Raw genomic sequence first — 14,046 nt, forward strand, 5'->3', positions numbered from 1 at the left:
ATCAATCATTATTGTAATTTTATATAGTTTACAAGTCCGATATATGCTTCAAAATCTTAAAATTTCATAATAACGACGTACCTCATGATACCTAAAAAAATTCATTATTGTTGGTTTGGAAGAAAACCATTACCAGCATTAGCATTAATGTGCATAGAATCATGGAAAAAATTTCTTCCCGATTATGAAATCATAGAATGGAACGAAGATAATTTTGATGTTAATCTTTATCAATATGCAAAAGAAGCTTACCATATGAAAAAATATGCTTTCGTTTCTGATGTATGTAGATTGTATGCGTTGAAAGAAATAGGAGGTTTGTACATGGATACTGATCTGGAAGTTCTTAAACCTTTAGATGCATTTCTACATCACAATGCGTTCTCCGGTTATGAAAGTAATGGTTATATCCCTACTGCCTTAATGGGTAGTAAAAAAAATGGTGAGTGGGCAACCGATATGCTTGCATACTATGATAATAAATCTTTTATTTTAAGTGATAACGCTTTAGATATGTCAACCAATGTTGAAATTATCACTAAACTTATGCAACCTAAAGGTATAAGGCTCGATAATACATTTCAAGAAATAGAAGATTATATAGCTTTTTACCCGAGTGAATATTTTTGTCCAAAGGACTATATTAGTGAACAAATTATCATAACCGAAAATAGTCATTGCATACACCATTTTGCAGGTTCTTGGTATCCACCAAAAAGAAAATTCTTCAAGAGCTCTAAAAAAATACTCATCAATTTTTTTGGATTTAATAATGTCAGAGGTTTGATATTTTTTATGAAACGAATGAAAAATAAAAAGTAGAAAAAAATACTAAGCGCCATTCAATAATGAAAATATCAAAATCAAATTTAGTTTTTTACGCATTACTAGTATTTGGTATTTTCGTTTCTGTAATTAGTTTTTACATCTTGCCGGATCATTTTTATAATGATACGAGAACATTAGTTTTTGACGAATTTAATGAAATTGGTTTGGTGGGAAGTTATCCATTTACTATCTGGTTTTATAACTTCACAGGCTTAAAACATTTGCATTTTATTCTTATTGGTATCATACAATATGTCATTGCTCTATATATGTTGTTTAAGGTTGGTATTCCTGAGCGTTTTTATAGGTTAACCATTAAAAACTTACTTGTATACTTTGCTATTGTTATGGTTGCCATTTTTCTTTCCATGCCAAGCAAAGAATTTATCAATTTCATATTTATCTTTATAATTGTCAGATTGTTTAAAAAGCAAGAAAGAGGATATCTATCAACCATTGTTATTGTTCTAACCCTATTACTTTTCTTTGGATACTTTTTTAGGCCTTACTATATTTTAATAGCAATACTAAGCGTGGTGCTTTTTCTTGTAAGTAAGGTTAATTTTAAGAATAAAAAAATCACAACCTTATTTTATGGAATTCTAGTGGCAATAATAATGTCCCTGAGTTACGGTTTGGTTAAAGGGAAATTTATATCTCAAAAAACAAGGGAAGATTTAAATGAAACAAGAATTGGCGGTGAACAGTCTGCAAATTCAGCAATTGTTTCACCATTAGACTCTAGTACATGGTATGGGGAGTCTTTTGGGATAGTTTACGGGTTTTTCTCTGTAAATATACCCGTCAATGGGTTGAGGCATTTTATGTCCCCACAAATCATTTTATTTGTGATATGGCAATTATTTTTATTTGCGATCCTTTTTTTACGATATGGTAGATGCTTAAAGGATGGCACTTATCAAAATCGTGAGCTATGGGCATTTTTTGTGTTATTCTCTTATTTCATTGTTCAGGGTGTTTTTGAGCCCGATTTAGGGTCCGCGGTTAGGCATAAGATTGGGATTTTACCATTAATTTATTTTGTTTTATACTATGATTCTTTCAGAAAAAAGGTTTAGCCAGATTATTAATATTTTGATTACCCTAATAATTTCCACGATATTCTTTAGAGTATTATGTACTTGGCTAATTATAATCTTCGTTGTTTTTAACTTAATATTTTACAAAAGGTTACAATTTTCAAAAAGGTCATTAGTATTGACTTTGTGTATTTCTTCTCCTTTTTTATTAGAACTATTGTTTTTTTGGAATAATGATGTGTTATCAGATGGCCTAAAATCTGCCGAGAAAACAGTATCACTTTTATTGTTACCGCTTTTTATAATTGGAAATAGGGATAGAATAGATTTCAAAAAAACACTTTTTGCTTATATTTTAATAACTGTAGCGTTAGTTTTATTTTTGTTTATTCGTTTTATGCTTATCTCGCCTAAATTTTTTGATGTTTACTTAAGAGGTTTAGAATTATGGGAAGTAGGTTACCAATTTGCCAACAGTTTTGGCATGCATGCTCCAATTTTAAACATGCACTTGGCATTTTTAACTGTAGGGTGTTTTTGGTTTGCGTTGGATGCATTGAAAAATAAAAATCAAAAAAAAATCGTCATATCCTTACTATTGGGATGTTTAAGTTTCTTCTTCGTCCTGTTTGTAAATACTAGAATAGCACTACTTAATGTGTTTTTAGGAATGTCTGTAATATTTTTTTATGAGGTTGTAAGAAAATATAAATTACGAAATGTCATTGTGATCTTTTTAGCTGGAACTGCGATTCTATTAAGTACACTCTACATATATGTGAACAACAATCCTTATATGAAAACTAAATATTTTGATGTTACGTTTGCACACTTAGATAAAATAAACAATTTAGATTCATTTGAAAACCCTGAAGTAGAGGTTTATAACTCTTTTGTTACCCGATTATCAATTTGGAATTCGGCTTGGGATATATCTAAAAAAAATATCCTGATTGGAGTAGGCTCATCTGATGGGAAGAAAAAATTGAATGCGTATTATAAGGATACTAACCAAATGTTCTTATATAAATATAAATTTCCAGTTCATAATCAGTATTTGGATTTTGCGCTGAGGTTTGGAGTAATGGGAATCGCAGTAATTATGTTGTATTTATTTACGATAGGCTATATGGGCTATATCACAAGGAATGCTATCATTACAACGTTCTTTTTAATCTTTTCTATATCCAATTTAACCGATGATTTTTTAATACTCTTTCACGGAATTGTTTTTAGCGGCTTTTGGGCTTCTATTTTTGCTTGTTATTATTTATGTAAAGATCCTTTTGATAAATTGAATAGAGATCATTAAAATTCTTATTAATGTCAAATAAATTCTCACAACGTTTAAAACCTTTTTCACCCATCTCTAAACGTTTATCTGCATCCTCCAAAATAGTAAAGTAAGTGTCAAGTGATGCATCAATTGTTTCAAATAAAAATCCTGTTTCATTGTGTAACACAATGTCTTTATTGCCAATAATATTGGTAGCTACAACTGGTTTTCTTAATGCCATTGCTTCAAGTATTGCAATAGGTAGGCCTTCCCAAGAGGACGTTTGTATGTATATATCAATGGACGTAAGATGCCTTAAAACGTCTGTTTCATTAAATAACCAGCCTGTAACTGAAATATTAGGCGCTGTAATTTCTTTTCTCAAATGCCCATCTCCAATCCAAATAAAATTATATTTAGGATACCTTAGCGCAATATTATTAAAAATTTGAGGATTTCTAGCTTCAGTTATTCTACCAACAATACCAATTGTCAATTTTTCATTCTGAGGCATTTTAAAGTGTTTTGAGATGTGTTTTATATTGACACCATTTCTTATAAGGCTTGATTTTCCGATACCACATGCAATTTCATGTTCAGTATCTCCGCAGGAAATGGTTGTGGCTTCAAAAAAATAATTCATCTTTGATTCAATAAGTTTGTAGGCTGTTTTTTTAAGTTTAGAAATGTCAGTTCTTATAAATGAGTAGCCATGTGGGGTATAATACACAAGGCTCTTTTTCTTCAAGAAAAAATTAGATATCCTACCCAATACTCCTGCCTTAGATGAATGGAGATGGATAATGTCAGCATTTATTTTTTTTAAGGTTTTTATTAGTTGTACAGTGGATTTGGCATCTTTAGTCAAAGAGAATTCTCTGATCATTGGAACCTCTATTAAATTGACATCTGGGGAAAACTCTTCTTTAACCTTTAATGGATTGATTTCACTTCTATTGCCACTGTAAATAATATAAGTTTCTATTTCGGAATTTAGATTGCCAAAAAAGAAAGACAATGCCTTAAAATAAGAGTAAACGCCTCCCCCCAATGCTTCTACAACGTGAACTACTATTATTTTTTTCATTATTCAGTACTTATGCTTCTACAGTTAGCGAAGGTCATTAATTATATTTGAAAACACAATTATTTCATTCTGCATAATTTATGATTACTTTCTTCTTAAGTGTTACAACCTATTTAGAATAGGCTATTTTATTCTCTTATGATTGGCTAAACTTCTGCACTTCACCATCGAACTATTATCTTTTTGAAACTATTATAAACAGGTACATTCTGACTATAATTATTCTAACAAGTGGTTAGTTGACTGTTTTATTCTATTTAAAAATATCAAAAATGTTTGGATTTAATTCTATCTATCGAGAATTTTAAATGATTGTAGTATTGTGCGCGGTGGGCAATCAAAAAGATTAGATTTTAGTATATTTGAAGTCTGCTTAAAAGCTTTTATTTAATTATAATAATGACGATTACTGGAAATATTTGTTGGTTATTATTTTAATATTAGCAATTGATGTTAGTATATCTACAATTGTTATATTTTTTATGTTTAATAAATGAAATTGTATCTCCAACAGATACTGGATAAAAAGAATTTATAATAACTGTTAATGGGTATTTATTAGCAAAGACCTCCGTTAATTTAAATAGTAAAGAGACTCTATTCTGTTTGTAGAAAATTGGAGGAGTTAAAGCAGTAAACTACTATTACTTTGCTATAGTATAAACCAAATAGAAACTGTACAGTAAAAAGCACCATGACATTAACTACCTCAGTAACAACTAAATTGGACTACAAAAAAGGAAGATATTCAGGTTTAATAAAGCCATTATTTGTGCTTGTCGATTTGGTTTTGCTAAATGTCACGGTTGCTTTTTTTGCAACAAACATTACAAATACGTATCTCTTTGGTATTTATATTTCCACACTTTGGATCCTATTTTCCTTTAAAAATAATTTTTATGAAATTCAGAGACATACCAAGATCATTCAAATTTTGCCTTTGGTATTTAGACAAATCATTCTTTTTGCATTTGTGCTCTATGCTTTTATTGGGTTCTTTAAACAACCTATTGTCAGCCGGCTGGCCTTAGGACAATATTTCTTGACAGTTTCTTTATTAATTATAATTTTTAAAATCTTTACGTTTTACTTATTAAAAAAATACCGATCTATTTTAAGTGGTAACACCAGGCAGGTGATTGTCATAGGTAAGAACTATAAAACCCGACAGTTAGTCAATACGTTTAAAACCAAATTAGATTTTGGATATCGCTTAAAGGCACAATTTGATGTGGCCGATGCCGATTTTTCGTTAGAGAAATGCTTTGGGTATATTATTGACAATAATATTGATGAGATCTATTTTTCAGTTGCCGAATTGTCCAACAATCAAATTAATCAATTGGTAGATTTTGCAGATAATAATTTAAGAGAGCTCAAGTTTATTCCTGACAATAAAGATGTTTTTTCTAAAAAATTAAAATACGAGTATTATGATTATACTCCAATTTTGTCAATAAGGGCCATTCCCTTAAAAGAACCCTTTAATAAATTTTCTAAACGCTTATTTGATATTTTGTTTGCATCCTGTATTATTGTTTTTATTCTCTCTTGGCTCACTCCAATCCTAGCTATTTTAATTAAATTGGAATCTAAAGGCCCTGTGTTTTTTAAGCAATCGAGAAACGGATTTAATTATAAGGAATTTGGCTGTTATAAATTCAGATCTATGATGCCAAATTCTAATGCAAATTCTAATCAGGCCATTAAGGGTGATCTCCGTGTAACCAAGGTGGGGAAATTTTTGAGAAAAACGAGTATTGACGAATTGCCGCAGTTTTTCAATGTGCTGTTTGGAGATATGTCTGTTGTTGGTCCGCGCCCGCACATGGTGAGCCATACCAGTGAATTTGCAAAGCGCATTGATAAATTTATGGTCAGGCACTTCGTAAAACCTGGTATCACCGGATTGGCCCAAATAAGCGGATTTAGAGGCGAAATTGAAACGGATAAAGACATTATTGGTCGTGTTAAATACGACATTTTCTATATTGAAAACTGGTCGTTGTTGTTGGACCTGAAAATTATCATAAGAACTTTTATGAATGCTATAAATGGAGAAGACAAAGCCTATTAAAGCTCAGGCACTAATGCGTCTAATTGTTTGTTAAAGTTAAAATGTGCCGTTGCCGTTGTGATGATCTCTTCTTTAAGGGCTGTGCTAAAACTTGAAGGTCTTAAATTAGATAGTATTGTATTCAAGGCATTATAATCTCCAGCACGCGCTACCCAACCCAATTGATGCTCACTAATAATGGTTTCGCCTTCACCACCGCCAAAATAGAGCATTGGAAGCCCCAATTTTGCGTATTCAAATATTTTTGAGGGTACTGAACCATAAATACGATGGCGTAGCGGAATGATGCCCAAATCGTATTGTAGCAGTTCTTGGTGTAACACTTCCCTTGGGAGCTCTCCATGATATACAATGGGCAACTCAGGATGTGTGGAAATATAATTTGTAATCTGATCCTGTTCTGCACCCGCACCATAAATATGAAACTCTATCCTGTGATAATCCAATTCTTGACAAAGCCTTAAAATACCTTGTGCAATTCCCAATAAGCCAGCATAAACCATTCTAATCTTGGTGTTAGGTTTTTTGGTGTTTGCCATATGCTTTGGCAGATTGAAATCTGGGTAATTTCTGTATAAAAAGGTGGGTTTATTTGGAACTAATGAGTGGATATGCGTCAAGATTTCATTGCTTTGTCCCAAAATTAAATTAGCTTTTTTATAATTTGAGTGTTCAATACGTTCTAAAATAGTATAGGCAAAATTTCTTTTCAGTGCCCCTAATTCCAAACCTGCAATGGGCCACAAATCGCTGACATTGAGAATGATCTTACGTTTTTTAGATCTTAAAAAGGTACAACAGGTAAAGGCCACTAACAGTGGTGGCGACTGTACGATAACCGTTTTAGGAATGTCGTTGAACAAAAAAAACCAAATGAGACTTAAACTATAGGAAAGCATTGCAAATAAACGGATGACTTTATTTTTTGAGTTGGAAGCGTAAATCCATAAACGGTGGATGGTAAGTTCGCCTTCAACCGCGGTGTTACTAAATGTTCCGCGATACGATTTAAAAATTTTACCTGTGGGATAATTGGGAAGCGGAGTGATGACAGAAACTTTAAAATTGCGCTTGTGCAAACCTTCTGCCAAATGGAAAATCCTATTGGAGGCGGCACCAGTTTCTGGTGGAAAATAACTTGTAATGATGAGAATTTCTTTCATTACAGCCTGAAAATTTCTACTATGTGATTGATGATACGTTCAGCAGCATGCCCATCCCATAATTCGGGGATAGTACCTCTTTGCCAACCTCCAGAAAGTAGTGTCTCAAAAGCATTCGCAATTTTATCAGGATCATTGCCAACTAAAATATTTGTGCCCAGAGTGCAGGTTTCCGGACGTTCAGTGTTGGCTCTTAACGTCATGCAAGGCACATGCATCACGGTAGTTTCTTCTGTAATTCCTCCCGAATCTGTCAGCACTGCTAAGGCGTTTTTAACCAGATAATTGAATTCCAAATACCCTAAAGGTGCCACATAATGCAGATTTTCGAAATTTAAACTGAGTCCTTCTAAAAGTTTTTTGGTTCTGGGGTGTACCGGAAAGATGATAGGGTAGTCTTTACCTAATTCAGAAAGTTGTGTAATTAATGCCTTGAGCTGTTCTTCTTCATCAACATTGCTCGGTCGATGCAACGTCATGACCATGTATTTTTGAGTTTCTAAGTGCAGCAATTCCCAAAGCGCCGGTTGTTGGAGTCGGCTCTCATTTTTAAAGAGTGTATCAATCATCACGTTCCCCACAAAATAAATTTGGCTTTTTGAAATGCCAAGATTTTCTAATGTTGTTGAAGCCAGGGTTGTGGTGGTAAAGAAATAATCTGTTAAGCTATCCGTTACAATCCGATTAATCTCTTCAGGCATAGAGAGGTCTCCTGAGCGAATCCCGGCTTCTACATGCGCTACTTTTATACCCGCCTTTTTTGCGACAATGGTACAGGCCATCGTTGAGGTCACATCGCCTACTACCATAACCAAATCTGTAGGGTTGGCAACCAAAACCTTTTCAAATCCAATCATAATAGCCGCAGTTTGCTCTGCTTGTGTCCCACTTTGGACATTTAAATTAATGTCGGGAAATGGAATGTTCAATTCTTCAAAAAAGGTATCACTGAGATTTTTATCATAATGTTGGCCGGTATGGATCAATTGATAATTAAGGTCCACTCCTTGTGATTGTTGCTGTTTGATAGCCTCAATAATGGGGGCTATCTTCATGAAATTGGGTCGTGCACCTGCTATAATGGTAATAATCATATGTGAGGTAATAAAGAGGTGAACTGTTTTAATTTCCCCGAGTCGGAACGCTTTAAAAAAGGTTGACGTTCAAAAATGATCTGCAGTCCTTTTTCAAGATAGTGTTCCATTTCCTGGGTGATGGTTTCTGTTTGTTTAACTGATAACTTCTCAGTGCTGATATATATAATTTTGAAGGTTTGCAGGTCTAATTGCTCAATTATAAACTCCTTTACATTACCATCATCTTCTATAATACTTTTGGTAATATAGTAAAATGTAAGTCCTGCTGCTTTTTTTCCACTCGGCAATAGGGCAATATCATTTGTGCGGCCAATTAACTTTTGAAGCTGAGGTTTCTGGAGGGTACTGGTTTTAGATAATATCCCTACATCGCCAATATCATAGCGAATAAATGGATGTGCCTTATTGTATAGTGAGGTAATGACTACGCGGCCTTCTTCGCCGTAAGGCAGAACCTGATCCTGATCATCCAGAATTTCAACAAAAAGAGTCTCGCTGTTAACAATCCATTCATCATTTTGATTTTGGAAGGCAATCAAATCCAATTCAGAAGCACCATATTCATTAATAATTGGAACCCCAAAAAACTGTTCCATCAGCAGTTTGTCATTTTCAAATAGCATCTCTGAAGTTACCACGCAGGCTTTGAGTGTAGGGCATTCCGTTTTTAAAACCACTTTTTTTTGCTTTAAATATTTCGCAAACTGAACAATGGCGCTGGTATAGCCGTTAATATAATCAAAGTCAGTAGATTTAAACTTTTCCAAATAGGTCTCCAATGCATCATCGCTCAAATCGAATACGGAAAACCGGAACCGTTTAGTCAACGCATCCTTAAATCGTTCTTTATAATAGCCTTTTTTATCTAAAGGAATGCCGTAAAAGCGCGCCTGAAGCGAACGGTTAAAATCGAGCTTGTGCCAACCAAACCGGTCTTGAATAATGCTCCAAGTAAGAGCGTGGCAAAACTTGTCCTTGGCAAAAACAAAAGGATCTCCAGAAGAGCCTGAGGTGTTATTGACATAGGTGTTTTTTTTGGTAAAACCGTCAGATAATCGGTTGGCCAAGGGCTGCTGTAAATCTTGTTTCGTCATGATGGGCACAGCATCCCACGTGGTATAGGGTAGTCTTTTAAAAAGAGTTTTATAATAAACATTGTGTGCCAAATGATAATTGACAATGGCTTTCTTTTGCTGTTCAACATAGTCATGAAACGCCGTTTTTTCAAGCTGTTGAATAGCGTTCAAAACAGACCTTGCTTCCTTAAGTGGAAACCCATTCAATTTTAATGAAAGATCAAATACATTCAAGTGCTAGGCGGTTTATTGGAATGTAAAGTAAAGAAATTTATTAAACTCTCCCTTACAATCCATCTACAACATCTTGGGAGTTTACAATTTGAGGGTTGATTTTTGCGATCTGACATTCTCAATTCCTCTAGATTAAAGTCTTGGTTCTTGATTCTAATAGCCCAATAATCTTAATTATTTTAGCACACTGTCCGTATTTTATACTTGAAATATTATAGTTTTCATGGCATAAACTATATTTTTGCATCAAACAACACAAACATGACCATTTTAATTCTCGGTTCCGGTGGAAGGGAACATACGTTTGCCTGGAAACTTGTCCAAAGTCCATTATGTCAAAAACTATTCGTCGCTCCAGGAAACTCCGGAACGGCAGAAATAGCTGAAAATATTGATCTCAATGTCACTGATTTTGAAGCGATCAAAAACCTGGTTTTGGAAAAACAGATCGATATGGTAGTGGTGGGTCCAGAAGATCCATTGGTACTGGGTATTCATGATTACTTTCTGAAGGATCCTGAATTAAAACATGTGGCGGTTATTGGACCACAAAAAGCTGCTGCACAATTGGAAGGCAGTAAGGAGTTTGCCAAAGAATTTTTATTCCGCCATAATATCCCCACCGCAGCTTACCAAAGTTTTGATGCCAGTTCATTAGAAGCGGGATATGATTTTCTGGAGACGTTAAATCCGCCCTATGTATTGAAAGCAGATGGATTGGCAGCGGGTAAAGGTGTACTGATCTTAAATGATCTCGCAGAGGCTAAAGCGGAGCTTAAGAGCATGCTGGTTGACGCCAAATTTGGCGAAGCAAGTAGCAAAGTGGTGGTGGAAGAGTTTTTGGACGGTATTGAACTGAGTTGTTTTGTCCTTACAGATGGGAAACATTATCAAATTTTACCAACCGCCAAAGATTATAAGCGCATTGGTGAAGGAGATAGCGGACTGAATACGGGCGGGATGGGTGCTGTTTCTCCTGTGCCGTTTGCTACTGAATCCTTTTTGAATAAAATTGAAGAACGCGTTGTCAAGCCTACAGTTGCTGGACTTCAAAGAGATGGGCTGGATTATAAAGGGTTTATTTTTATCGGAATTATTAAAGTAGGAGATGATCCAAAGGTCATTGAATATAACGTGCGTATGGGTGATCCTGAAACAGAAGTGGTATTGCCGCGACTCAAAAATGACCTTGTTGAAATTTTTCAGGCCATTGCCAATCAGAAATTGGATAAAATTAAGATAGAAATTGATGAAAGAGCTGCCACAACAGTAATGTTGGTGTCAGGCGGTTATCCTGAAGCTTATGAAAAAGGGAAGGAAATTACAGGCTTGCTAAACCTAACGGATGTGATTCCTTTTCATGCTGGTGCCATTTTGAAAGATGGTAAAGTGGTGACGTCTGGCGGCCGTGTAATGGCTATTACTGCGTTTGGAAACACCTACCAAGAAGCCATAAAAAAATCTTATCAAAATATAGAAAAACTACATTTTGATAAGATGTATTACCGTAAGGATATTGGTTTCGATTTATAAATACGAATGGGATGAGATGCTCTTATCCTCTTCGTCGTTGTCATTGTAACTTTTCAATTGTAGCATCCAATATACAAATGCCACCATCCCTATAACGATAAATACCCAAGAGATAATATTGGCTAACCACCAACTGCTTAGCTCTAATTCTTTTAAAGCGTCAAAAGGCAAAAAAAGAACGTTTACAAACAACTCTCCAATACCATTAAAAAATTCTTTCATGATAATAAATATTATATTTACCCTACAAAATTACACTTTTTTTATTTGAAAAGTTTAATAAAATTGTGACGAATTTTATTTTCACGGAACTTTAAGATCCAGCAATGAACCTAGAACCTAGCCTAAATGATTTCAAGTTTTTTCAGTAAAGCAAAACCCATTCATTTGCTTGTGGTCAGCGCCCTACTTTTTGTTGTGTTTACCATCGCTAAACTGTCGGCCATAACTGCGCCTTTTTCTCTCGAACTCTTTTTTAAGCAAGCGTTTCTTTTTGGGGTGTGTTTAGCATCGCTTTTTGTATTGGATTTCTTTGTGAGTAAAAATAATCTGACCAAAAAGAACAGTTATAAAATTTTGATGTTTGGTCTTTTTGTTGCCGTATTGCCAGAAACCTTGCTCAATTCAAAACTGTTAATAGCTAATTTGTTTATTTTGCTGGCCTTAAGAAGGCTGATGAGTTTGAGGTCTCGTAAACAGATTAAGAAAAAACTTTTTGATGCTGCGTTTTGGATCAGCTTGGCCACACTCTTGTTTTTTTGGGCCTCCTTGTTTTATATCCTGATTTTACTGGCCTTGTTGCTTTATTCCATTATAGATGTTAAAAACTGGATCATCCCCATCATTGGGATGCTCTGTGTTGCGGTTATCGCGGCATCCTATATGATTGTAATGAATTTTGAGTTTGAGCCCTATTTAGAAGGTTTTTTTGATGTGAGTTTTGATTATACACCGCTCAATTCCAGACGTATCATTATTGCAGCTACCCTATTATTGTCGTACGGTGCATGGGCCTCATTTTATTACCTAAGAAACTTAAAACACCAATTAAAAAGTCATAGACCTTCCTTTATCCTTGTGATCTTTTCTTCTCTAATTGCCTTATTGATCATTTTGGTCTCCCCTTATAAAAATGGAAGCGAATTTATATTTCTATTCGCACCACTGTCCATTATCATGTCTAACTATCTCGAAATTATAAAGGAAAAGTGGTTTAAGGAAAGTTTAATTATGGGCTTGATATTGGTTTCCGTAGTCAATTTAATGCTGTAGTTTTTCTCCAAAGGCTAAATCGCCAGCGTCTCCAAGACCGGGCATGATATACCCTTTCTCATTCAAATCTGGGTCTACCGTTGCAATCCATAAATGCGTGTCTTTTTCAAAATGCTTGCTGATATAATCAATGCCTTCTTGAGCTCCAATTACGCAGGCCAAATGGACTTCTTTAGGTTTTCCAAAAGGTTTTAACGCTTCAAACGTAGCCACTAAAGATTGCCCTGTAGCCAACATTGGGTCAGCCAAAATAAGGGTTTTGTTTTCGAGGTTGGGACATGCCAAATATTCTACAATAATCTCAAAGCTGTCCGGTTTTTTGTGGTGTTGCCTGTAGGCTGAAATAAAAGCGTTTTGGGCATTGTCAAAATAGGTCAGCAAACCGTTGTGTAAAGGTACACCCGCTCTCAATATGGAACAGAGCACAATATCATTGTCCATAACATTCATCTCACAGGTGCCTAAAGGGGTTTCAATTTGTGACGGTTTATAATTTAAAACTTTACTGATTTCATACCCTAAGATCTCTCCGATACGTTCAATATTCCGTCGGAAACGCATGCTGTCTTTTTGAATGGTAACGTCCCTCATTTCTGAAATAAACGTGTTTAATATGGAATCTTGTTCTGTTAAGTTGTGAATGTGCATAAGGCTTAAACTCTATTTTGAATCGTAAAGTTAATTAATTAGAAGTATATTTGTCTTTTAAAATCATCAGACTATGTTTACAGCAAAAGCTAACGAAATTTTCCAAAAAGTAATCGACACCTATCACTTAAAAAATACGGTAGACCAGCCCTTTGAAAATATTTATGATGAAGACAAACAACTTATAGAACATCTTTTACACAGAAAATGTTGGATAGACACGGTGCAATGGCATTATGAAGACATCATTAGAGATCCAAATATTGATCCTGTGGCAGCACTAAAGTTAAAAAGACAAATTGACGCTTCAAATCAGGACAGAACCGATATGGTAGAGTACATTGATAGTTATTTTTTGGATTTGTATGGCGATGTGCAACCCAAATCAGATGCCACTATCAATACTGAAAGTCCAGCTTGGGCCATTGATAGGTTGTCCATTTTAGCCTTGAAGATTTATCATATGAATGAAGAGGTGGAGCGTCCTGATGCAGCTTCATCCCATAAATTGAACTGCCAAACAAAACTTACTATTCTTCTTGAGCAACGTAAAGATTTGAGTCAGGCCATTGATGATTTATTGGTAGACATTAAGCAAGGTGATAAATATATGAAAGTGTACAAGCAAATGAAAATGTACAATGACGATGAGCTCAACCCTGTGTTAAGAGGTCAAAAATAAGTCCTAATTAAATTGCCTTCCTTTTTAATAAGG

13 protein-coding genes are annotated in these 14,046 nt (G+C 34.6%); 7 read left to right on the forward strand and 6 right to left on the reverse strand.

The window, feature by feature from the left end:
* Positions 1–84: 84 nt before the first annotated feature.
* From JEM65_RS03265 to JEM65_RS03275, 3 genes are read left to right on the forward strand one after another with little or no spacing between them, the layout of a single operon-like run.
* Entirely contained in the window at positions 85–822 is a 738-nt protein-coding gene (locus JEM65_RS03265) for a glycosyltransferase family 32 protein (protein ID WP_199597130.1), read from the forward strand.
* Between the two features lie 26 nt (positions 823–848).
* Positions 849–1,907 carry a hypothetical protein gene (locus JEM65_RS03270; protein WP_199597131.1) on the forward strand — a complete coding sequence of 353 codons (1,059 nt, stop codon included), beginning with the start codon at positions 849–851 and terminating at the stop codon, positions 1,905–1,907.
* On the forward strand, positions 1,882–3,180 hold the full coding sequence (locus tag JEM65_RS03275) for an O-antigen ligase family protein (protein WP_199597132.1): 1,299 nt from the start codon (positions 1,882–1,884) through the stop codon (positions 3,178–3,180). Before JEM65_RS03270 ends, JEM65_RS03275 begins: the two co-directional genes overlap by 26 nt.
* Here JEM65_RS03275 and JEM65_RS03280 read toward each other — a convergent pair.
* Positions 3,119–4,231: a glycosyltransferase gene (locus tag JEM65_RS03280; RefSeq protein WP_233530500.1), complete on the reverse strand. Its 1,113-nt coding sequence runs from the start codon at positions 4,229–4,231 to the stop codon at positions 3,119–3,121. The two genes, JEM65_RS03275 and JEM65_RS03280, sit on opposite strands and share 62 nt — an antisense overlap.
* A 694-nt stretch (positions 4,232–4,925) precedes the next feature.
* On the opposite strand from JEM65_RS03280, the gene JEM65_RS03285 reads away from it, so the two are divergent.
* The gene (locus tag JEM65_RS03285) at positions 4,926–6,308 is read left to right on the forward strand and encodes an undecaprenyl-phosphate glucose phosphotransferase (protein ID WP_233530501.1); all 1,383 of its coding nucleotides are present in this window, start codon (positions 4,926–4,928) and stop codon (positions 6,306–6,308) included.
* Here the strand turns inward: JEM65_RS03285 and JEM65_RS03290 are convergent.
* From JEM65_RS03290 to JEM65_RS03300, 3 genes are read right to left on the reverse strand one after another with little or no spacing between them, the layout of a single operon-like run.
* On the reverse strand, positions 6,305–7,471 hold the full coding sequence (locus tag JEM65_RS03290; RefSeq protein ID WP_199597133.1) for a glycosyltransferase family 4 protein: 1,167 nt from the start codon (positions 7,469–7,471) through the stop codon (positions 6,305–6,307). The genes JEM65_RS03285 and JEM65_RS03290 overlap by 4 nt on opposite strands.
* Positions 7,471–8,565 (reverse strand): non-hydrolyzing UDP-N-acetylglucosamine 2-epimerase, encoded by a 1,095-nt coding sequence (gene wecB, locus JEM65_RS03295; RefSeq protein ID WP_199597134.1) that lies wholly within the window; start codon positions 8,563–8,565, stop codon positions 7,471–7,473. The genes JEM65_RS03290 and wecB overlap by 1 nt, the downstream gene beginning before the upstream one ends.
* Positions 8,562–9,878, reverse strand: coding sequence for a phenylacetate--CoA ligase family protein (locus tag JEM65_RS03300; RefSeq protein WP_199597135.1), 1,317 nt, complete (start codon positions 9,876–9,878; stop codon positions 8,562–8,564). Before JEM65_RS03300 ends, wecB begins: the two co-directional genes overlap by 4 nt.
* A gap of 261 nt (positions 9,879–10,139) precedes the next feature.
* On the opposite strand from JEM65_RS03300, the gene purD reads away from it, so the two are divergent.
* On the forward strand, positions 10,140–11,411 hold the full coding sequence (gene purD / locus JEM65_RS03305) for a phosphoribosylamine--glycine ligase (RefSeq protein WP_199597136.1): 1,272 nt from the start codon (positions 10,140–10,142) through the stop codon (positions 11,409–11,411).
* Here purD and JEM65_RS03310 read toward each other — a convergent pair.
* A complete protein-coding gene (locus JEM65_RS03310) occupies positions 11,406–11,633 on the reverse strand; it encodes a DUF6341 family protein (RefSeq protein WP_199597137.1) in 228 nt (75 codons plus the stop codon). The two genes, purD and JEM65_RS03310, sit on opposite strands and share 6 nt — an antisense overlap.
* A 126-nt stretch (positions 11,634–11,759) precedes the next feature.
* Between JEM65_RS03310 and JEM65_RS03315 the strand changes: the two genes are divergently transcribed.
* Entirely contained in the window at positions 11,760–12,683 is a 924-nt protein-coding gene (locus JEM65_RS03315) for a DUF6427 family protein (protein ID WP_199597138.1), read from the forward strand.
* On the opposite strand, the gene upp is transcribed toward JEM65_RS03315, so the two are convergent.
* On the reverse strand, positions 12,672–13,331 hold the full coding sequence (upp, locus tag JEM65_RS03320) for a uracil phosphoribosyltransferase (protein WP_199597139.1): 660 nt from the start codon (positions 13,329–13,331) through the stop codon (positions 12,672–12,674). The two genes, JEM65_RS03315 and upp, sit on opposite strands and share 12 nt — an antisense overlap.
* Before the next feature lie 73 nt (positions 13,332–13,404).
* Here upp and JEM65_RS03325 point away from each other — a divergent pair, with 73 nt between their 5' ends.
* Positions 13,405–14,013 carry a DUF4254 domain-containing protein gene (locus JEM65_RS03325; protein WP_199597140.1) on the forward strand — a complete coding sequence of 203 codons (609 nt, stop codon included), beginning with the start codon at positions 13,405–13,407 and terminating at the stop codon, positions 14,011–14,013.
* The last annotated feature ends 33 nt before the right edge of the window (positions 14,014–14,046 follow it).

Source organism: Gelidibacter salicanalis (genome assembly GCF_016469035.1).
Lineage (GTDB): Bacteria > Bacteroidota > Bacteroidia > Flavobacteriales > Flavobacteriaceae > Gelidibacter > Gelidibacter salicanalis_A.